Annotated in this window: 21 protein-coding genes; 19 read left to right on the forward strand and 2 right to left on the reverse strand. The window is 26.2% G+C overall.

Going from position 1 to position 21,348, the window contains the following annotated elements; genetic code table 11:
* Window positions 1-40: 40 nt before the first annotated feature.
* From I2E83_RS12500 to I2E83_RS12545, 10 genes are all read left to right on the forward strand, one after another.
* The gene (locus I2E83_RS12500; protein WP_195430080.1) at window positions 41-394 is read left to right on the forward strand and encodes a DUF3784 domain-containing protein; all 354 of its coding nucleotides are present in this window, start codon (window positions 41-43) and stop codon (window positions 392-394) included.
* Window positions 395-474: 80 nt separating this feature from the next.
* On the forward strand, window positions 475-705 hold the full coding sequence (locus tag I2E83_RS12505) for a hypothetical protein (protein ID WP_195265274.1): 231 nt from the start codon (window positions 475-477) through the stop codon (window positions 703-705).
* A gap of 652 nt (window positions 706-1,357) precedes the next feature.
* Window positions 1,358-1,936 (forward strand): hypothetical protein, encoded by a 579-nt coding sequence (locus I2E83_RS12510; protein ID WP_195265276.1) that lies wholly within the window; start codon window positions 1,358-1,360, stop codon window positions 1,934-1,936.
* A gap of 241 nt (window positions 1,937-2,177) precedes the next feature.
* Window positions 2,178-2,414 (forward strand): hypothetical protein, encoded by a 237-nt coding sequence (locus tag I2E83_RS12515; RefSeq protein WP_195430082.1) that lies wholly within the window; start codon window positions 2,178-2,180, stop codon window positions 2,412-2,414.
* Between the two features lie 694 nt (window positions 2,415-3,108).
* Window positions 3,109-3,933 (forward strand): Rpn family recombination-promoting nuclease/putative transposase, encoded by an 825-nt coding sequence (locus I2E83_RS12520; protein WP_195265298.1) that lies wholly within the window; start codon window positions 3,109-3,111, stop codon window positions 3,931-3,933.
* Between the two features lie 178 nt (window positions 3,934-4,111).
* Entirely contained in the window at window positions 4,112-7,144 is a 3,033-nt protein-coding gene (locus I2E83_RS12525) for an SNF2-related protein (protein WP_195430085.1), read from the forward strand.
* A gap of 432 nt (window positions 7,145-7,576) precedes the next feature.
* Complete coding sequence (locus I2E83_RS12530) at window positions 7,577-8,206, forward strand: DUF488 domain-containing protein (RefSeq protein ID WP_195430087.1); 630 nt, start codon at window positions 7,577-7,579, stop codon at window positions 8,204-8,206.
* A gap of 168 nt (window positions 8,207-8,374) precedes the next feature.
* Window positions 8,375-8,905, forward strand: a complete 531-nt coding sequence (locus I2E83_RS12535) for a 2'-5' RNA ligase family protein (protein ID WP_195265284.1) — start codon at window positions 8,375-8,377, stop codon at window positions 8,903-8,905.
* Between the two features lie 282 nt (window positions 8,906-9,187).
* Window positions 9,188-10,675, forward strand: a complete 1,488-nt coding sequence (locus I2E83_RS12540) for a sodium-dependent transporter (RefSeq protein ID WP_195430089.1) — start codon at window positions 9,188-9,190, stop codon at window positions 10,673-10,675.
* Window positions 10,676-10,695: 20 nt separating this feature from the next.
* On the forward strand, window positions 10,696-10,806 hold the full coding sequence (locus I2E83_RS12545; protein ID WP_195430091.1) for a MetS family NSS transporter small subunit: 111 nt from the start codon (window positions 10,696-10,698) through the stop codon (window positions 10,804-10,806).
* A 171-nt stretch (window positions 10,807-10,977) separates the two neighbouring features.
* On the opposite strand, the gene I2E83_RS12550 is transcribed toward I2E83_RS12545, so the two are convergent.
* Window positions 10,978-11,997, reverse strand: a complete 1,020-nt coding sequence (locus I2E83_RS12550) for a hypothetical protein (RefSeq protein WP_195430092.1) — start codon at window positions 11,995-11,997, stop codon at window positions 10,978-10,980.
* 142 nt (window positions 11,998-12,139) lie between these two features.
* Between I2E83_RS12550 and I2E83_RS12555 the strand changes: the two genes are divergently transcribed.
* From I2E83_RS12555 to I2E83_RS12585, 7 genes are all read left to right on the forward strand, one after another.
* Entirely contained in the window at window positions 12,140-12,598 is a 459-nt protein-coding gene (locus I2E83_RS12555) for a GNAT family N-acetyltransferase (protein WP_195430197.1), read from the forward strand.
* Between the two features lie 610 nt (window positions 12,599-13,208).
* A complete protein-coding gene (locus I2E83_RS12560) occupies window positions 13,209-13,991 on the forward strand; it encodes a hypothetical protein (RefSeq protein ID WP_195430094.1) in 783 nt (260 codons plus the stop codon).
* A 92-nt stretch (window positions 13,992-14,083) separates the two neighbouring features.
* Window positions 14,084-14,527 carry a hypothetical protein gene (locus I2E83_RS12565; RefSeq protein WP_195430096.1) on the forward strand — a complete coding sequence of 148 codons (444 nt, stop codon included), beginning with the start codon at window positions 14,084-14,086 and terminating at the stop codon, window positions 14,525-14,527.
* Window positions 14,528-15,035: 508 nt separating this feature from the next.
* Window positions 15,036-15,410 (forward strand): GntR family transcriptional regulator, encoded by a 375-nt coding sequence (locus I2E83_RS12570; protein ID WP_195262797.1) that lies wholly within the window; start codon window positions 15,036-15,038, stop codon window positions 15,408-15,410.
* 1 nt (window position 15,411) lies between these two features.
* Window positions 15,412-16,245 (forward strand): ABC transporter ATP-binding protein, encoded by an 834-nt coding sequence (locus I2E83_RS12575; protein ID WP_195430098.1) that lies wholly within the window; start codon window positions 15,412-15,414, stop codon window positions 16,243-16,245.
* Window positions 16,245-16,955: an ABC-2 transporter permease gene (locus I2E83_RS12580; protein WP_195430100.1), complete on the forward strand. Its 711-nt coding sequence runs from the start codon at window positions 16,245-16,247 to the stop codon at window positions 16,953-16,955. The genes I2E83_RS12575 and I2E83_RS12580 overlap by 1 nt, the downstream gene beginning before the upstream one ends.
* Window positions 16,956-16,967: 12 nt before the next feature.
* Window positions 16,968-17,528, forward strand: coding sequence for a hypothetical protein (locus I2E83_RS12585; protein WP_195262800.1), 561 nt, complete (start codon window positions 16,968-16,970; stop codon window positions 17,526-17,528).
* Between the two features lie 176 nt (window positions 17,529-17,704).
* On the opposite strand, the gene I2E83_RS18195 is transcribed toward I2E83_RS12585, so the two are convergent.
* Window positions 17,705-17,830: a hypothetical protein gene (locus I2E83_RS18195; protein WP_257446478.1), complete on the reverse strand. Its 126-nt coding sequence runs from the start codon at window positions 17,828-17,830 to the stop codon at window positions 17,705-17,707.
* 414 nt (window positions 17,831-18,244) lie between these two features.
* Here I2E83_RS18195 and I2E83_RS12590 point away from each other — a divergent pair, with 414 nt between their 5' ends.
* The gene (locus I2E83_RS12590; protein WP_195262801.1) at window positions 18,245-20,167 is read left to right on the forward strand and encodes a PrkA family serine protein kinase; all 1,923 of its coding nucleotides are present in this window, start codon (window positions 18,245-18,247) and stop codon (window positions 20,165-20,167) included.
* Window positions 20,168-20,172: 5 nt separating this feature from the next.
* Window positions 20,173-21,348: a sporulation protein YhbH gene (gene yhbH / locus I2E83_RS12595; protein WP_195262802.1), complete on the forward strand. Its 1,176-nt coding sequence runs from the start codon at window positions 20,173-20,175 to the stop codon at window positions 21,346-21,348.

The raw sequence follows: 21,348 nt of genomic DNA on the forward strand, positions 1-21,348 counted from the left end.
TAAATATAGTATAACAATAATAAAATGATGGAGATCTTATATGAAAAATGTAGATATATATGGATTAATTATAATTACGTTACTTGAGGGAGGACTATTTACCTTTTTAGGATGGGTAATTAAAAGTCAAAATGCAGGAGATATGCTAAATGGATTTGATGCAAAAAAGTATGACAAAGATAAAGTATCAAAGATAGTAGGAAAAGATATGTTGAATACTGGTTTATTAGTTATATTTGGAGGAGCTGTTGGTGTTTTTTTGAATAGTAAACTTTATAATTATATAACTTTTATACAAAACGGAATTGTAATATTAGGAATTATTAAGAGTATGTATGACATGGATAAAAAAATATCACTGAATCATAAAGTTTTTTCTTTATCAAAACTTTAAATGTTGGGAGTTATTTTATACTATTACATCAAAATTTAAAATTAACCAATAGATTAATTATGTTAATAGGAGGGATAATTATGTGGATTTTAAAAAGTATTATATGCTTGTCTATAATTGGGATCATTACATTTTTATTAAGAGCTAAAAAGAAGGGAATTAGGGAAATGGTGAGTGCTATAGTTTTTCTACCATATTCTTTATTTGTTAAGAGTCCTGAAATTGTAGTATTGTCAGCAGCAATATTATTTGTAAGCGGAATTTATATTTATTTTAGAAAGGATAATAAGTCTAGAACCAATATATTATGAAGATAAATTGAATATTAATTTATTAAAAATAAAGTATTATTCAAAAGTAAATATAGGTATTTAAGGGTTATATAAAAAGTATAGACTATTAAATTTATAAATGTATTAATATTGGAAATATAATTATACTTTCTTTATTGTTTGGTACTCCTTTTGCTTTGATTCAGAGAAAGTCTAACTTAGTATCTGCTATAGGTTCCCACGCTTTTGTGGACATTATAAGATTTTGTGTTTTTGGAGCATAAAATTCATTTTTAACTAGTCACTCTTCGCTACTTTGCTTAACAAAATATAACTAGTAGAAAATAATTGATGAAAAGAAGCTTTGAACGCTAAATAATATGGTATTTATAAAATATGTTATAGTTGCCTACAATAGCAATAATTTAATTAATAAAAAAGTAATTAGATTATAAAAAGATTATATTACATATTTATTATGACTTTGATATTGGTTGATGGGATTAATGCTAAGGATTTAAAAAGCAAAGAAGCGGTAGATAAATATAAAGGAGGTACAATATAATGATTTATAAATTAGACAAAGATATTGTTTAGGTTGCTATGAAGAGTAAAAGGAAAAAAGAGTTTTGTTTGTATAGAAATCGTTATATATTGTGAATAGTTCTATCATAAAAAAAGGAGGGATTGTTTGAAAAAGAAAATATTAATAACTGTATTTTTGATTTTACTAATTTTTAGTTTATTCTTATTTAGAACTTATAAATTTACAAGTCTTCAAGTAGTAGAGTCACATTTTGGCAAAGACAATATTACAAAAGTGTTTAGTGAAATTAAGCGAGATTGGGGAACAGCTTATTTAGTAGAAACTACAGAAGGTATAAGAAGCATATTTGTAGAGAAACGCGCTTTTTTATGGAATGCCTTTGCGATAACTGAGTTTTCGGATAATTTTATAAAAAATGATTTAGTTAAAACTGTTGGATGGATAAGTGTAGGGAATAATAAAAATAATCAACTAACGTTTTTGGCCGTTCAAAATATTGATCCAAATGTTAGTTATATTGAAGCAGGTTCTAATTTAGATAAACAAAGAAAAGCTATTGGGTTAAATGAAATTGCTATATTTACTTGGGATAAAATTATTGGGGGACATGAATTGAATGCTATAGCTCTTGATAAAGATAATTCAACAATATATAAATATGGAAATAATCCAAATGATTTATCAATTAATCAAAGATATGACTTAAGATGGTATCAAGAATAAAAGGATAAAGCTATGAGTAAAAAAGTAGATAAAGGCTTCAAAATTTTTTATTGGCAATTAAGTTATAGAAGACGGTTTATTCGGATTTTATGGATTATACCTATATTTATTATATCAATCGGAGTGATTATTTTTCTTAGCAAAGAGCTATTTATGAGCATAGTTATTCCAATAATATTATTAATTTTATTTGCATGTGAATTAATTTATAATTATAAAAAATGGAGAAAAGAAGAGTATTATGATAATAAGAACTAGTAATAGCATGAAACTTATAGATATAAGGATGTTTTCAATTAGAGAGGAGAAGTTAATTGTAAGAAGATACATTCTAGAAGGAACTTATGGTTCAAATTTCTTTTTTGGTAATAATACAATTGAACTAGGAAGCTATGATAATGAAGAAGAAGCATTAAAACAATTAGATGAAATTGAAGATTTCTTTAGACAAAATCCTAATGGAATTTATAAGATATAAATATAAATTATATATGTTGTTATATTTTTTTATAAAATAAATTTTATATATTAGAGTTAAGAGTATTGTTATTTTATACAATTATATATAAAAAAATGTGAAGTAAGCACTGAAACTCAAATATCATATGTATATAATAAAATCATATCAATAACCATAAATTGGTATATTGTAAAAGGCTCATTTAATAAGGGTATAAAGGAGATTGTTTGAAATGAGTTTAAAATGTGACAAGTGTGGAGAAAGTACAATCAAAAGAGGAAAGCTTACTGGTGTTGCAGCAATTCAATTATTAGATTCAAAACTGGACTTGGAGGATCAGAATTATTAATAGACTTTTGTTCTAAATGTGGAAAAGTTATTGAAATGATAGTTGAAAATCCAGATAAAATTAAATAAATATGATGGTATAAAATAATATATCTAAAGAGTTTTATAATACATTAAATTAAAATACAAATTATAATTTAATGCATTATAGAGCTTTTTTTCTATGTGAAGATTTATAAGAATTTTATCAAATTCATCTATTTTTATTATATGATTTGTAGATATTTATAATTATAAAAATAGAAGTATAGTGAATATTAGTAACATAAAGGATACTGTCTTGTAAGTTGATACGATATGAATAATTTTATATAATAGTGGTAAGTAATTAGACAAATGATAAATGAAAGATGTGGAAAGTAAAATGACAAAAACATTAAAAGAACTTAATTTAGAAGATGATTTCTTATTTGCTAAGGTAATGAGTGACAAGGAAATCTGTAAGGAGTTTTTAGAAAAACTTCTAGAAGTTGAAATAACTAAAATTGAAATACCAGAAAATCAAAAGACAATAGATTTACTTTTAGAAAGCAAAGGAATTCGATTAGATATATATGTTAATGATGAAAATAACACAGTATACAATATAGAAATGCAACGAGGTAAATATAGAAATATTCCTAAAAGAATTAGATATTATCAAGGGAATATAGATCTTGATTTAATAAGCAAGGGTGATGATTATAAAAAGCTTGCTAAAAGCTATATTATATTTATATGTACTTTTGATTTATTTGGAACTGGAAGACATAAATATACATTTGAAACTGTATGTATTGAAGATAATAATATAAAATTAAATGATGATACAAATAAAATTATATTAAATACTAAAGGTATTAAAAAAGATTTAAGTGATGAACTTATTGAGTTCTTAAAGTATGTAGAACATTCTGATGATAGAACGGCAGAAGCTTCTACTGGTGAGTTGGTTAAGAAGATTCATAAAAAAGTAATTGAAGTTAAGAATAATCCTAATGTGGAGGTGGAATTTATGACACTTTTAGAGCGTGATAGAGAGAAAATAGAAGAAGGCAGAGAAGAAGGTAGAGAAGAAGGTAGAGAAGAAGGAAAGAGAGAAGAAAGGTTTGAAATAGCAAAGGAAATGCTTAAAGACAATGAACCAATTGAAAAAATAATGAAATATTCAAAACTTAGTAAAGAAGAAATACTTAAAATTAAAATATAGAAATAATAGAATACTATATAGAGCTCTAGCATGTGTTAAGTTAAGATACAAATTATAACTTAATACATCCTAGAGCTTTTTTGCTTTTTGGAAATTTATAATATAAAAATAGAAAGTGAATGAAGTGATATAAAATAAGTAGTATAATATTAATTACTCTTAAAAAGGAGGGATGTATATGAATTTAAAGGCTATGATGGACTCAGTTTTAAAGTTAAGTTCTAGTATTTCAAAGAATAATGGAATAGCTTTCTTTAAGAAGGGGTTAGTATCTAAGGTTGTAAGTAAAAAGATAAATGATACTTATCATATATATGGAAGGGTTATAGAAAATAAAGGTGAATATAGCACTCATTTAAAGTTTGATACTAATAATAAAGTAATTGATACTAAATGTAGTTGTAATCAATTTGAAGAAAATAGTAAGGAAATGAAAAATTATATTTGTAGTCATTTGGTAGCTACTATTTATAGATTTTATTATGCTATATTAAATAACAAAGAAAAAGAAAATATTAATAAAGAAAAAAGTGAGATTAATAAGAGAATATTAAAATTAGATATAAAGATAAAGCAAGTTAAAGTAAATAAAAATGAAGAATATCATTTGGAGCTTAGAGCGGGAGAAGAAAAGACAATTGCAATAGAAGCACTAGGTAAGTTTTTATTTGATGAAAACAATAAATTTAATGAAAATGATACTTTAATTATAGATTTTTTAAAGGCAAAATTTAAAGAAAATAAAAATAGAATTGTGGATGCTAGAAGTTTTATATTATATAAAGAAGAGCTCAGAAGTTTTTTAGAGCTTATAGATAGTGATAAAAATATAGTTTTAACTTATGATTATATGAACTATAACTCCATTATTTATAAGGAAGATATGCCTTTAATATTTACGTTAAAGAAAAAGGGCGAAGCTTTAATAGTAAATCCTCAAAAGAAGAGTACAACACCTATTGATGACAAAAAAGAAGTTTGGATATATGATAAGAAAATATATTTACCTACAGGAAAGCAATTAAAATATTATAAAACAATATACGATAAGTTAGTTGCAAAGGGTAATTTAATATATAAAAATACAGAAACTAATTTAAAGAAATTATTACTTATATTAGGTGAAATTTCAAAGGACATAATTATAGATGAAACTGTAAAATTTGAAATAAACAAAGTTAATACTCCAAGATTTTATATAGAAAAAGAAAATGAAAATATATATTGCAGAATCGATATAAATTATGCAAATAGCTTAGATGGCTTGAAAGATAGTAGAGCCAAGGAAAAAATAGAAATGGAGCTAGAAAGATATAAGTTTATAAAGCATAAAGATAAATTTATATTTACAGGAAATGATGAGGATAAATACATATTATTAAGCGAAGGTATAAATAAGTTAAATAAAATTGGAATAGTAACTTTATCTAACGAGTTTGGTGAAATAAAGCTTATAAAATCTAAAGATATATTAAGTGAAATAGAAGAAATAGATGATTATTATAAGCTTGATTATAAGATAGATGGAGTAGATTATAGCGAAATAGCAGAAATAATGGAACGAATAAAAAAAGGAAGTTCATTTTATAAAACGAAGGGAAATAACTTCTTAGATTTAAAGGACATGGAAGTAGTTGAATTTTTTAAAACAATAGAAGAGCTAAATTTATTTAATAATGTTTATAAAGAAGAAATATATGTGGATAAATATAATTTATTGCATTTAGAAAATAAAATAAGAAATAAAAGAATTCCATTTATATCTGGAGAAGAAAAAATAAATGAATTAATAAATAATTTAAATAATAAAGAACAAAACTACGATATTCCAAAAGATTTAAATGCAAATCTTAGAGATTATCAAATTAAAGGATATAATTGGCTAAAATCAATAGAAAACTTAGGATTTGGTGGAATATTAGCTGATGATATGGGACTTGGTAAAACAATTCAAACAATAACTTTATTACTTTCAAATAAGAATAAAAAAAGTTTAATTATAACTCCAACTTCTGTTGTATACAATTGGAAAAGTGAATTTGAAAAGTTTGCAGATACTTTAAATGTAGGAGTAATTCATGGAAGTGTTAGTGAAAGAAAGAAAGTTAAAGAAGATTATAAAGAATATGACGTATTATTAACTACTTATGGAACTTTAAGAAGTGATTATGAATGGTATGAAGATAAAAAGTTCGACTTTTGTATAATTGATGAAGCACAAAACATTAAAAATAAAAAATCTAAAATTACAGAATTGGTTAAATCAATAAAGGCAAATTGTAAACTAGCTTTAACGGGAACACCAATAGAAAATAATTTACTAGAATTATGGTCAATATTTGATTTTATTATGCCAGGATATTTATATAATGAAGAAAGATTTAAAGGTAAGTTTTTAAATGGAGATGATGAAAGTTTAAGAAACCTTAAAGAACTGATTTCTCCATTTATACTAAGAAGGTTAAAAGAAGATGTACTAGATGAATTACCAGATAAAATAGAAAAAGAATACTTAATACCAATGACATTTAGCCAAAAACAAATTTATAATTCATATATGAAAGAAGTTAAAAAGAAACTTAAAGAAAATAAAAAAATCAAAGATAATAAAATTGTTATATTATCATATCTTACAAAATTACGTCAGCTTTGTTTAGATCCATCTTTATTAATAGATGATTTTAAAGAAGAAAGTGCAAAAATAAAAGCGGTTAAGGAAATAATAAAAGAAACTATAGATTCAAATAGAAAAATAATTATATTTTCACAATTTACATCTGTATTAAAAAAGATAGGAGATAAACTAGAAGAAGATAATATTAGCTATTTATATTTAGATGGAAGTATTAAAGCAAAAGAAAGAATAAATTTAGTTGATGAATTTAATAATAGAGATAAAAATATATTTTTAATTTCATTAAAAGCTGGTGGAGTTGGTTTAAACTTAACTTCAGCTAGTGTTGTAGTTCACTTTGATCCTTGGTGGAACCCAGCAGTACAAGATCAAGCAACAGATAGAGCACATAGACTTGGTCAAAAAAATATAGTTGAAGTAATAAAGCTTATATCTAAAGATACTATTGAAGAAAAGATCATAAAGTTACAAGAAGAAAAGAAAGAATTAATTAGCAAAATAATAGATGGAGATATGTTAAATGGAGAAACGTTAAATACAATAACAGAGGAAGAACTACTAAAACTATTTAGCTGATAGTTATAAATTGCTAATATAAAAGGCTACGATAAATAGATATGCTCCATAAGCTAAATAGCTTAGCAAAGAAGTACTAGGCTCGGAAAAACTGCTATGCCAAGAGTTTTGGTTAACTCGCTGCGCTCAAACAAACCAACCACACTAAGGCCTAGTAGTTCTTCCTTCACCAAGTCCTTCTAATTGCCCGCTATATGCTTATTCCGCATATTCTATTTATCTTCGCCAACTTATATTTATCATTTATAATTATAATCAAAAAAGTTTTAAGGGATAAAGAGTGAAAAAGTTGAATTTAAGTTTTGTATAGTAGGCATTGAATACTTAGTTAAGTTATATGAAATTAGTATAAAATATGATCTACTGAAGATTGTCTGAAATAGATTTACATTAACTTTTCACTCTTCACTAGATCCAGGAGGTGCAGTTTTAATGGATATATATACAATAGGGCATTCAAATTATACAGTTGAAAAGTTAATAGATATGTTAAGATATTATGATATTAATTGTGTTGTTGACATTAGAGGGACACCTTATTCAAAATATAATGTTCAATTTGATAAGGAAACTATAAAATATACATTGACTAAAGCTGGATTTGTATATATTTATATGGCTAAGGAGCTTGCAGCAAAAAGGCTAAATAAAGTTTCTTATAATGAAGAAGGGTATTCTGATTTTGAAAAAGTTATTCATGAAGAAGATTTTATTAAGGGAATTGAAAGATTAAAAGATGGTTGTAATAAGGGATATAGAATTGCGTTACTTGGAGCAATGCAAGATCCAATAAGATGTCATAGAAGCATATTAGTTGGAAGGGCTTTAAAAGAAGCTGGATTTAATGTAATGCATATTTTAGATGATTATTCAATAAAAAATCAAGACTATATTGATGAAAGAGTACTTGATAAGTATTTTCCAGATAGATCACAAATAACTATAGATGCTTTATTAGGAAATGAAATGAACATGGAAGAAATGATAAATGAAGGATATAGAATGGCTAATAAAGAAATTGGTTATAGAATTGAATGTTTACCAGTAGAGAAAAAGCGTTAATTTAAATAAAAAATATCGGCTAACCTAATGTAATAAATATAAACAAGTTTGAGTTTAAAAAATACTTAATAATATAGTTTAATCTTTTAGAAATATAGTATAAATTAATTATTTAGCATAGATAAAGAGATTTATTTATAAGAAAAACTTTTGAAAGGGGAAAGTCTTATGAGATATGTTATAGTTTGTGTAGTAAAAGGAGAAGCAGGCGATTTTAATAATGAAATGAGAAAAGATATATTTCAAAAATTTAAAGCTAAGTCATCAAAGTTACCTGCACATTTTACTATTAAAGCACCTTTTGAATATGATAAAAGTATAAAAGATTTAGAGGAGGCTTTATATAAATTTAGTAAAAGTGAAGAAAAAGCAGAATTTAAAATGAATAAATATAATCATTTTGACGATAGAGTTATTTATATGGATGTAAATATGTCTAAGGAAGGTAAAATTATTCATGATAAATTAATAGATGTTTTAAATGATTTTGATTATATTGAGTTTAATAAAAAAGATGGTAAAGATAAAATTTTTCATGTTACATTAACATCAAAAAAAGTGCCGCCAATATATAAAGAAGTGTGGGAATATGTAAATAAATATCCATTTGAATTTAATTGTTACTTTGATAATATAAGTATATTTAAATGGGTAGATAATACATGGAAACTACATAAAGAGTTTATTATAGGCAGTTAAAAATAGAAGAATTAATAATAAGAAAAAAACTAAATACAAATAAATTAGAGATAAAAAATAAGCACTTCAAACTGTGAGATGCTTATTTTTTTTATGTTTTTTACAAAAAAGTTTTTAATAAAGTGATAATTAGCAATAAAGTAAAATATATATTTATAAAAAATAAATGGAAATGTATGATGTTTTAATAATATTATATTGATTTTATTGATATTTTAATATATTATATATTTAAATACTGGTAATTTGTATAAGCAATTACTTTATTTAGGGGGCGATTTTATGGAAGAAAATAGAGAACAATGGGGATCAAAATTAGGGTTTATTATTGCTGCAGTGGGATCGGCAGTAGGACTAGGGAATATTTGGAGATTTCCGTATGTAGCATATACAAATGGGGGAGGGGCATTTTTAATACCTTATTTCTTTGCTATATTTACAGCAGGTATTCCATTATTAATATTGGAATATGGACTAGGACATAAATATAAAGGATCAACACCACTTGCAATTGCAAAGGTAAAGAAAAAGTGGGAATGGCTTGGATGGTGGCCAACAATAAATGCTTTTATAATTTTAACATATTACTCTATGATTTTAAGTTGGGCAGTAAATTATTTGAGATTTAGTATAAACAAGGGTTGGGGAAGTGATACGGATACATTTTTCCATTTAGATTTTATTAAATTAACTAACTCACCATTTGATATGGGAGGCATAATTTTACCTATATTAATAGGAATAGCAATTATTTGGTTTATAAGTTGGTTCATATGTTATAAAGGTATAAAAGGTGGAATAGAAAAGGCAAATAAAATTCTTCTTCCAGCTCTTGTAATTATAATGGTTATAATAGCAATTAGAGCTGTAAATTTAGAAGGTGCAACAGAAGGATTAAATACTTTATTTACACCAGATTGGTCAAAGGTTATGGAGCCAAAGGTTTGGGTAGCAGCGTATGGACAAGTGTTCTTTTCTCTTAGTTTAGCTATGGGGATAATGATTACTTACTCTAGTTATTTACCTAGAAAAACTGATATAAATAACAGTGCATTTATGACTGCATTTGCAAATTGTGGATTTGAATTTTTATCAGCTATAGCGGTATTTTCTATATTAGGCTTTATGGCTAGTGCAAAAGGTGTACCAATGAGTGAAGTTGTATCAAGTGGAGTTGGACTTGCTTTTGTAGTATTCCCTGCTGTATTTACTGAAATGGGGGCAGTAGGAACATTTCTAGGTGTATTATTCTTTTTGTGTTTGCTATTTGCAGGAATTACATCTTCAGTTTCACTTATTGAAGCTGTTTCAGCTCCATTTATAGATAAGTTTGGATTGGCAAGAAATAAGGTAGTTGCAGTAATTTGTTTAATAGGATTTTCAATAGGAATATTATACTCTACAGGGGCAGGGCTATATTTATTAGATATAATAGATAATTTTATAAATAATTACGGAATTGTAGTGGTTGGATTATTGGAAGTTATACTAATTGGATGGATAGCTAGTCCTGATATAGTTAGAGAACACACAAATGAAATATCATATTTTAAAATAGGCAAGTGGTGGAATATTTGCGTTAAGTTTGTAACACCAGCTATATTAATTTTTATGTTAGTGCAAAGCATAATGACAGAAATCAAAATGCCTTATGGGGGATATGAGCTTTCAGCAATATTTGCATATGGCTGGAGTATTATAGGATTTGGAATAATTCTTGCATTAATAATAAGTAAAAAACAATGGAAAAGTAAAAATATATTAGAGTAATTAAAAAAGGGGGCACTATTATGACTGTAGTAGCATTATCATTCTTTGCATTAGGAGCAGTTGTTTTATGGGGAGGATTAGCATTAACCCTTGGAATAACTATATATAATGAAAGGAAAGAAACTGTTTAATAAAATTAAGTTTAATTACAAGAAGGACTGGAGTATTAACAATATTGTTATACTCCAGTCCTTTTTGCTATTCTATATTTTAATTATAAACTATCCATTGTTAATTATCAATTGTCCTACTCTCAAATGTTCATTATCCATTTTAAATTTTCAATTGTCCATTATTCATTGTTATAAGATTCTCCAAGGCTCTTCTATTTTTTCTTGAAGAATTGTATATTCTACTTCTTTTGTTACTTCTCTAGGTAATTTAAGTTTCTTTAATTTATTAGTAAATTCTGAAGAAAAGACTTTTAATGATTTACCTATTTGTTTAGCGGACAAATTAAATACTTCTAAAGGAGTTAGGAAGTTTTTACTATCTCTAAATTCATCTAAATATCTTGAAGCAACAGTAGATGCTTCTATAGCACATGAATTAATTTTATCTATCAATTGTTTATTAAATTCATCAGGATATGTTAATTCAAGAACTATTCTATAATTAGTTATTCTTGTTTGTTTACAAGGAATTCTTGTAGTTAATTCATTACCATCAACTTCACCTAGATAATTAATTATATAATCATTCTTTATTTCAGGAATCTCAACGGAAGTTAATACTTTAGTATAAGTATTTTTTACACCATTAGTTGAGTATTCTTTCCTATTGTTTATTAAGGGTTCTAAGCTTGAATCATTTTCTGAATTCGAGTTATTTTCTGAATCAGAGTCACACTTAGAATCGCTTCTGTAGCATATAAATGAATCTATTCTTCTTAAATCTAGACCAAAGAATACCCAAGTATTTCTAAACCATCGCAAACCAGAAACTGACCTACGATCTACATTTAATAAAAATGCCCAATAATTTCTACCACTAGTTTCCCATATATAAGTAAATTTAAATAGACAAAAACTAATAGATCCTGGACTTACAGCTTTAGTTTGAGGGCCACCAGAAGAACTTAATTTTTGAACGCCAGAACTGTTTTTGGATGGAGTAAAATTTGGTGGTGGACCTATATTTAAATTACTTCCCATAGGTGGAGCACCTTGAGAGCCAGGAAAAGGGAAATTACCACCAGGACCTGAACCTGGAGTAGGACCAGGGCCTGGAGTTGGGAACCCAGGAATTAAATTTCCAAGTGGAGGTGGTCTTAGTCTAGAATCATCATCATAAAGAATCGAATCGTCATCATTAAAATTCATTGATAAACTCCTAATATATTATTTTATAATCATTATAAGTAAAATGACTTTAAATTGTTACTTTAAATTATAGAATTAATAAGGTAACAATACCCCAAGATTTTTAATACAAATATTATGAGGTGATGGATATGGGGTAGAAATAAGACATGCTAAATTAGAAGATTACAAATATATAAGCAATATTTCTAAGGAATTACACATATTTCATGTCAAAAATAGACCAGATATATATAAAGAAGCTAGTAAGACTATGTGTAAATCATATTTTAAGGAACTATTAAATGATGAAGATATTGAGATTATAGTAATAGTTAAAAATAAAAAGATAGTTGGTTATACAATGATACGATATATAGAAATTAAAAACATGGATTTATTAAATGACAAGTTTTTTGCATATATAGATGAAATTTGCATAAAGGAAAGTAGTAGAAGACAAGGGTTGGGTAGAATGCTATTTGATTACTCATATGATTTAGTAAAGAGTAATGGAGCTGAAGCTTTAGAACTTGGAGTTTGGAGTTTTAATGAAGGCGCTATAGGATTCTATAAGGCTATGGGAATGGTGGAGAAGAACATAAGAATGGAGAAAAAATAAAATCAATGGAAATTTGATAATGGATAATGGACAATTGAGGTGATAATTCAGACGAGTTGAATTATAGGATGAAAAATGAAAGAATGAAAAAGTTGAAAAGATAATTCACCTACGTTGAATTGTGAAAATTGGATTTTTCATGAATTTATAAAGGGAGTCGCGTTTCGCGACTTCCTTTAATTTTTTATGATAGAAAGTATGTTTATTTATAATATATGATTGCAAATTATTAATTAAAAAGCATCTGTATTATGTACATATGCATTTATGTATCTTATTTAAATAAGGAGCTTGTTTAAGAGGGAATCTTAAGGGATTTCTTAATATTAATGTATTAGGGATCTTGAAAAATAATCATTTATATTGAATATTAAAATTAAATTAATAATTAGTAATAACGCTTAAGGAAATAAACCTTGAAAATAATATTATTGTAAAAATATATAATATTATATATTTTATTGCGATATTTCCTTTATAATACGCATCTAAATTCGACATTTTTTGTTAAAAAAACATGATATTATATATTATGTAGACAAGCTTGTGTATAAATTAAATAGATAAAGTGAAATTTGTCATAATATATATAATATTGAGGAGAGTTAATATGAATAAAAAGATTTTGGCTATAATTATTACTATGAGTATTACATTAGGGTTACCAATTAATACTGCATCAGCAAGTGAGTTAGATACAAGGGATGATATTAATATAATTAATAATGAAGATTATGAATTTACAGAAACACCAGAAGAAGTAATAAGTAAAATGAAAAATGAGTTAAATTTAGAAAAGATGAATAGTTCACTTATTAGAGATACAGAAATATCAACGAGATCCTTATCTAGTATGATGGCAGAAACATTAAGTGCTGCAGGGTTTACTCATTCAGGTGATTTATTAAATTATTCTATTATACAACTTAGAGAGGAACCTAGAATCTTTACTAGTAAGAGTCTTATTTCAAGTGATATCTGGACATACTCTCCTGCTTTTAAACAAGTAGTTACTAACTTTTTATATAATGCTCGTGCAAACAAGTCTTATGAATATTTTTCAACTACAACTATGAATTTTGCTATGCCTAATGCAAGTAAAGTGGAAATATTGGCAAATACTAATTTGAAGAAACAAACAGATCTATTTGGTGCATTGCATTCAGTTAAAATAAATCTAGGTGTAGTAAAAACTGGAGTTATGTGGGATGTATTAATTTTGATAGAAGATACTTATGATTTTAAAGAGGAAGAATATAATGGATTAGTTAATGTAGTAAATAATATTGCAAATTATGAGCAAGAAAGAGGAAGAGTTAGACCTTACAAATTATTTATAACAGCAGATAAGCCAAGGTTAACAACTTTACCGTTTGGAGTTCCTTTATGGTAAATTAAAAAGGTGATTATAAATAGAAGTAATCTTATACGCAAAAATAAGATTATTTCTATTTTGGTTATAAGTATATTGTAGGAGGAATTTATTTGAAAAAGAAATATATGATAATAATGATTTTGCTAGGGGTTATTATTTTAGGAATAGTAACAGCTAAAATTTATATTGGCAAAAAAAATATATACGTAAATATAGTAAATTCAAATTGGAATTTAGAGATGTCTAAAAATTACGAAGAAATTTATTCAAGTAATGAGGGAGAGAGTTTTTTAGGAGATGGAAAGAGATATCATATTCTTAAATATAATGACAATAATATAAATAAAAATTTTGAATGGGAAAGTGAAAAAAATTTATTTATAGAGCAAGAAGTTGGAAAAATAATAAAATCTTTGAACATAGACAAAAAATACACACCGAATTTTAAGGAACAGTATAAGTATTATTATAGAGAAAGTGAAGATTTTTCAAAAATATATATTATATATTTTTATGATACTAAAATGATTTATATTTTTGAGAACTTTTTATAAAAGATAAAACTTTATATTTTCAAATAGAGGAAACTATTGAGATAAGAATAAATTATTAGGAGAGTCTTACTGAGACTATAAAGGTTTGTTTATTGAAAGAATGAAAAAGTTGAAAAGATAATTCACCTACGTTGAATTGTGAAAATGGAATTTTTCATGAATTTATTAAGGATATCACGTTTCGTGAGACCCTTTGTAAATTAACTGAATTACGAGTATTTTAGATGGGGAAAGGGGCTCGCGTTTCGCGAGCCCCTTTCAAAATTTATAAAAACAGGACTATAAGGATTTTAAAGGGAGTCGCGTTTCACGACTTCCTTTAGTTATTTAGAATAGGACATGTTTTTATTTAGATATATGATTGTGAATAAATAATAAAAAAGTATCTATCATTTATATATGCATTATACAAATATATTTGGTAAAAAGTGCAATATATAGTTGACTTTTTATGTGCATACTGTATATAGTATACATATACAGTAATTATAGTTATTTGAGGTGAAAAATGAAAATATTAATTAGTAATTCATCTAAGTTTCCAATATATGAGCAGATAGTTAATTCAATAAAAGAGGAAATTATAAATGGAACATTAGAGCCTAATGAAAAGTTGCCTTCTATAAGATCCTTAGCTAAAGATTTAAATATAAGTGTTATTACAACTAAAAGAGCTTATGAAGAACTAGAAAATCAAGGTTTTATTGAAACTGTTGGGGGAAAGGGATGCTATGTATCCTATTTTAATAAAGAGCTTATTTATGAGGAAAAGCTTAAGGAAATTGAAGAGAAGTTAGAAGATATTATGAAAATAGCAAGAGCTATAAAACTAGATAAGAAAGATATTTATAACATGATAGATTTGTTGTATGAAGGAGAATAGTATGATTAGGGTAGAGAATGTAAGCAAAGAGAGAGGGAAATTTAAGCTTGATAATATTTCTTTTGAGTTAGACGAAGGATTTATCATGGGATTAATTGGACCTAATGGTTCAGGGAAAACAACTTTAATTAAAATGCTTCTTGGGTTAATTAAAGCTGATAAAGGAGAAATTAAAATATTTGATAAAGATATTTTTAAAGAAGAGGTGTATGTTAAAGATAATATTGGTTTTGTTTTTGATAATTTAAATTTTTATGGTCATTTAAATGTCAAAGATTTTAAGAAAATAGTTAGTAAGTCTTATTCTAAATTTGATTCAAATCTCTTTGATTCTTACTTAAGAAGATTTGGAATTCATAAAAAATTATATATTAGAGAACTTTCAAAAGGTGAAGCTATTAAGCTTATGATAGCTAATGCGTTATCTCATGATGCAAAACTTTTAATATTAGACGAGCCTACAGCTGGGTTAGATCCTATTATAAGAAAAGATATTTTAAAACTACTTCAAGAAGCAATAGAGGAAGGAAATAGAAGTGTTATTATTTCTACTCATATAACTTCAGATTTAGATGGAATAGCAGATTATATAACCTTCATTAATAATGGAAAGTTAATTTTCTCACAAGACATGGAGTCTATAAAGGAAAGATACAGAATTTTTAGGGGATCAAAGGAAGAACTTGAAGAAAGTAAATTAAATTTTATTTCTACAAAGGAAACAAAGTACTACATGGAAGGTTTATTTATAAATGAAAAAGGTTTGGATAATGAAAATATAAGTATTCCAACCTTAGAGGATATAATGTTTCACTATATAAAGGGGGAGAAGTAATGTTTAAGCTTATACAAAAAGATTTATTAGTGGGTCTAAAGGTTAGATCATTAAAAGCTGCAATAATTACTATAGTACTAGTTTGGTTATTATTAGGTATATTATCTGATTATTTTCCTACTTATCTTCCTATAGCTATTACTTATATAGTAGTGATGAATAGTTTTTATTATGATAGTTTAAATAGCTGTGAGAGCTATATACTAAGCTTTCCAACTAGAAGAGAAGATATAGTTTATTCAAAATATATGTTAGTACTTTTAATATTATTTTTATCTAATTTATTAATGTACATTTGTTTTGGAACAAATAACATATTAATTTCTTCAAGATTAATGGTATTACAAGATGTGGTTGCTAGTTTTTCTAGTATTATGGTCAGCTTTTCTATAATTATACCGATTATATTCAAGTTTGGATATAAATTAGCAAGAAATATTGGACCGTTTTTAATATTGATTACTTCATATATATTTACTTTTAAATATCATTTGATCAGTCCAAACTATGGGATGCGAGATAATTTCCTTATGAACGTTTCTAATAAAATAGCAGTGTTTTCATTTAAACATTTGAATCTAGTAACTCATGATTTAGCATCTAGATCAAGAGAGATATATATGTTTTTATTATTATTCATATTAGTCTTTATATTTTTATTTTCAATATATATATCATTAAAAATATATATAAATTGTGATATAGATTAAGGAGGGGCATATATGAACGTAAGATTTATAAAAATAAGCTTAGGAATTTGTATATTTTTATTTATTTCATTTTTCGGATTCAAGTTTATGTTAGGAGATAGAAAAGAATATTATGATGGATTTATTGATGTTCCTAAATTAAGTATAGCGTACTCAGGATTTGAGGAGGAAGATGAAGTTTATAAAATAAAAGTTAGCTTTAAAAATAATAGTAAATATTATGGAAGCTTAAGAGATGTTAAATTACAGTTTAGTAATAATAATTTGATAAATTCTAACCCTATATTTATAGGTTATGATTTTAGTGAAAGAGAGTACTTTGATGGTAATGAAGAGAGCAATATAGATTATAGTCCTTTTCTAGATAAGGAAGGAAAGAAAGAATATGTATTCGATATTCCAAAAGGATTAAATTTTGATAATAAGATTTTTGATACTAATAGAATGAGGGTATCATATAATTTAGAATATTATAAATATAAGCCTAAATCAAATTCCTTGATTGGAAAGGTTAAATTTGATAGTTCAACTGAATTTATAGATAACTCGTCAATGCCATTTACAATAGAATAAATAATTTGAAAGAAATCTGTCCCTAGATGCATAGCCCCTTAGGGTCAAGAAAAATGTAAAAAGTAGAGAAATCACATTCTCTACTTTTTCTATATGAGATCATTTAATATACAAAAATTGTCCTTTTAAATTCTCAATTAGTCGCTCAATGATGAGCTAGGTATAATAAAATTTAATTATTTACTACTTACTTTTTCATAAATTTCTTCATAAGTTTTTTGTTCATCATTCATATTTTTAACTATTTCTTCTGATTTTTCTCTTCTACACTTTTTGCTTAGCATGCATGCTATTCCTTCCATGTATAACACCCCTTTAAATGTTCTTTTATTTGTTACTATTATACTATATTATAATCAATTTATCAATAAAAGTTACTAATTAATAATTGTTATTAATATATCAATGATGATAAATATTAAATTAACAAATTTTACTTTTTAATAAAAATATTTATACAAATTAGTTCACTTTTATGAGTAAGATTCATATAAGTTTTATTATTATCAGTTTTTTATTAATTATTCTTTATATCAAAATATATTTATTTTTTCAAAATTTATATGTATATGTATAAGATTATCATGCATAGAATTAATATGCGTAAGATTAAATAATAAGTAAATTGGTAAAACAAATAAAAAGGTCATCTAAAATATTTTGTCATATATAAAGTATAGTGGTGAATATATTTTAGTAAAAAGGGGGGGAAGTAAATGAACTTCGAAGAATTTATAAAAAGTGATAGAGAAAGTAGAAACAAAGAAAAATTTGAAGGAACATTCTTAGATTATTTAGAAATAATAAAACAAAACCCAGATATAGCTAAGCTTTCACATAAGCGAATTTATGATATGGTTGTTAGTAAGGGAGTAGAAGTACTAAAGGGCGAAGAAAACCCTAAGGTAAAAAAAATATATGGAAATGACTCAATAAGAAAGTATGGTTTCTTTAAGGATGATTTCTTTGGAATTGACAAGGTAATTATGAAGTTAATTAATTACTTCCATTCAGCATCAATGAATGGAGAAGAAGCTAGACAAGTATTATACTTAGTTGGTCCAGTTGGGGCAGGTAAATCATCATTAGTAGAAGCTTTGAAAAAAGCGCTTGTTGAATGTGATCCTATTTATACTATAAAAGGTTGTCCGATGCATGAAGAACCTCTACATTTAATACCTAAACATTTAAGACCAAAATTTGAAGAATTATTAGGTGTAAAAATAGAAGGAGACTTATGTCCAGTTTGTAAGTATAGACTTATGAATGAATTTAATGGAGAATATGAAAAGTTCCCAGTTGAAACAAAAGGATTCTCTATTAGATCAAGAAAGGGAATTGGTGTTGTTCCACCAGTAGATCCAAATAACCAAGATACTTCAATTTTAACTGGATCAATAGATATTTCAAAAATGGATATGTATCCAGAAGATGACCCAAGAATATTCTCTTTAAACGGAGCATTTAACGTTGGTAATAGAGGATTAGTTGAATTTATAGAAGTATTCAAAAATGACGTTGAATATCTTCATACAATAATCACAGCAACACAAGAAAAATCAATTCCATCACCAGGTAAGGGATCTATGATTTACTTTGATGGACTTATAATAGCTCACTCAAATGAAGCTGAATGGAACAAGTTTAAATCAGATCATACAAACGAAGCTATCCTAGATAGAATTGTAAAAATAGAAGTTCCATATTGCTTAGAGCTTGATGAAGAAGTAAAAATATATGAAAAGATTTTAAAAAAGAGTAACTTTAATGCTCACATAGCTCCTCATACAATAGAAGTTGCAGCTATGTTTGCCATCCTTTCAAGATTAACTCCATCAGCAAAGGTAGATCCTATAACAAAACTTAAGATCTACAATGGTGAAGAAATAGTTGAAAAGGGAAGTACTAAGAGAATTGATATAAATGAATTAAGAGAAGAAGCAGGTTCATATGAAGGTATGAAGGGTATAAGTACTAGATTTATAATTAAGGCAATTGATAATGCCCTTTCAAGTTCAGAATATAACTGCATCAATCCATTAAGTATAATGGAAAGTATTATAAAATCAGTTAAGGAAATGGATATAGCAGCTGAAGATAAGAAGAAATATCTTGGATTTGTACAAGATACAATTAGAAAAGAATATAATAAGATTCTTGAAAAAGAAATTACAAAGGCATTTATTCATTCCTTTAGAGAACAAGCTGAAAGCTTATTTGATAATTATATAGATAATGCTGAAGCATTTGTTAATAAGACTAAGATTAAGGATACATCAACTGGAGAAGAGTTAAATCCAGATGAAGACTTTATGAGAAGTATAGAAGAACAAATTGGAGTTTCAGAAAACTCATGCAAAGGCTTTAGAGCAGATGTTACTTCATACATGTTCTACTTAGTTAGAAATGGAAGCAAGATAGATTATACTTCATATGAGCCTTTAAAAGAAGCTATTGAAAAGAAACTTATGGCATCTGTTAAGGATCTTTCAAGAATTATAACTAAATCTAGAGTTAGAGATACAGAACAAGCTGAAAAATACAATTCTATGGTTGAAGAAATGCAAAATAATGGATATTGCTTACATTGCTGTGATGTAATATTAAAATATGCTGCAAACAACTTGTGGAAGGATTGATAACAATGGCAATCTTTAGAGACAATGCAGATAATCCATTAGAGCATGATAGATCAATAGAAGATAGAAGAAGACATAGACAATTAGTTGAAAAATCTATAAAAGAAAATTTGGGGGATATTCTTTCAGAAGAAAGTATAATTGGAGAAAGTAAAAATAAAAAGTTTAAGATTCCAATTAGAGGAATAAAAGAATATCAATTTGTATTTGGAAGAAATAATAAAGGGGTTGCCACTGGAGTTGGGGAAGAAAGAAGAGGAGATAAAATATCTGATGGAAGCCCTAAATCAGGAAAAAGTGGAAATCAAGGTGCTGGTAACTCTCCAGGAGATGATATTTACGAAACAGAAATAACCATGGAAGAGCTTATGGATTATATCATTGAGGATCTAGAATTACCTCATTTGGATAGAAAGAAATACTCTGAAATAATAACAGAAAGTGCAGGCAGAAAGCGTGGTTATCAAAGATATGGAATAAATCCAAGACTTGCAAAGAAAAAGACAGTTGTAGCAAAACTACAAAGAAAACAAGGCAAAAAGAGAGCATTACAAGAAGTAGGTTTAGATAATGATATAGAAAGATTTCCTTTTAGAGAAGAAGACCTTAGATATTATAGAGTTAAGAAGAAACCTAAAAAAGAAAGTAATGCAGTAATGCTATTTATCATGGACGTATCAGGGTCTATGGATAGTAGCAAAAAATATTTGGCTAGATCATTGTTCTTTGTTTTATCTAGATTCATAAAAAGAAAATATAATAATATAGCTTTTGAATTTATATCTCATACTACTACTGCAAAGAGGGTAAATGAGTTTGAATTCTTCCATAAAGCAGAATCAGGTGGAACTTACATTTCAAGTGGACTTAATACAGCTTTAGATTTAATTAAGGAAAAGTATCCACCAGAAATGTGGAATATCTATCCTATATATGCTAGTGACGGAGACAACTGGAGCGAAGATAATGAAAGGGCAATGAAATCTGTAAAGGAATTATGCAAAATAAGCAATATGTTTGGATATGCAGAATTATTACCATCCACTTATTCAACAACAATGTATTATAGATTCAATAAAGAGATAAGTTGTAAAAATTTCGTTTCTGTAATTGTTAAGGAAAAGAAGGATTTATGGGATGCATTGAAAGTCATGTTATCTAAAGAGCTCAGGGAGGAATAA

It is taken from the genome of Clostridium sp. D46t1_190503_E9, assembly GCF_015555225.1.
In the GTDB taxonomy this organism is placed as follows: Bacteria; Bacillota; Clostridia; order Clostridiales; family Clostridiaceae; genus Clostridium.

Coding starts and splice junctions, on each gene's coding strand:
- I2E83_RS12500 (WP_195430080.1), top strand. CDS start 41: ATGAAAAATGTAGATATATATGGATTAATTATAATTACGTTACTTGAG.
- I2E83_RS12505 (WP_195265274.1), top strand. CDS start 475: ATGTGGATTTTAAAAAGTATTATATGCTTGTCTATAATTGGGATCATT.
- I2E83_RS12515 (WP_195430082.1), top strand. CDS start 2,178: ATGATAATAAGAACTAGTAATAGCATGAAACTTATAGATATAAGGATG.
- I2E83_RS12520 (WP_195265298.1), top strand. CDS start 3,109: ATGACAAAAACATTAAAAGAACTTAATTTAGAAGATGATTTCTTATTT.
- I2E83_RS12525 (WP_195430085.1), top strand. CDS start 4,112: ATGAATTTAAAGGCTATGATGGACTCAGTTTTAAAGTTAAGTTCTAGT.
- I2E83_RS12530 (WP_195430087.1), top strand. CDS start 7,577: ATGGATATATATACAATAGGGCATTCAAATTATACAGTTGAAAAGTTA.
- I2E83_RS12535 (WP_195265284.1), top strand. CDS start 8,375: ATGAGATATGTTATAGTTTGTGTAGTAAAAGGAGAAGCAGGCGATTTT.
- I2E83_RS12540 (WP_195430089.1), top strand. CDS start 9,188: ATGGAAGAAAATAGAGAACAATGGGGATCAAAATTAGGGTTTATTATT.
- I2E83_RS12545 (WP_195430091.1), top strand. CDS start 10,696: ATGACTGTAGTAGCATTATCATTCTTTGCATTAGGAGCAGTTGTTTTA.
- I2E83_RS12550 (WP_195430092.1), bottom strand. CDS start 11,997: ATGAATTTTAATGATGACGATTCGATTCTTTATGATGATGATTCTAGA.
- I2E83_RS12560 (WP_195430094.1), top strand. CDS start 13,209: ATGAATAAAAAGATTTTGGCTATAATTATTACTATGAGTATTACATTA.
- I2E83_RS12570 (WP_195262797.1), top strand. CDS start 15,036: ATGAAAATATTAATTAGTAATTCATCTAAGTTTCCAATATATGAGCAG.
- I2E83_RS12575 (WP_195430098.1), top strand. CDS start 15,412: ATGATTAGGGTAGAGAATGTAAGCAAAGAGAGAGGGAAATTTAAGCTT.
- I2E83_RS12580 (WP_195430100.1), top strand. CDS start 16,245: ATGTTTAAGCTTATACAAAAAGATTTATTAGTGGGTCTAAAGGTTAGA.
- I2E83_RS12585 (WP_195262800.1), top strand. CDS start 16,968: ATGAACGTAAGATTTATAAAAATAAGCTTAGGAATTTGTATATTTTTA.
- I2E83_RS18195 (WP_257446478.1), bottom strand. CDS start 17,830: ATGGAAGGAATAGCATGCATGCTAAGCAAAAAGTGTAGAAGAGAAAAA.
- I2E83_RS12590 (WP_195262801.1), top strand. CDS start 18,245: ATGAACTTCGAAGAATTTATAAAAAGTGATAGAGAAAGTAGAAACAAA.
- yhbH (WP_195262802.1), top strand. CDS start 20,173: ATGGCAATCTTTAGAGACAATGCAGATAATCCATTAGAGCATGATAGA.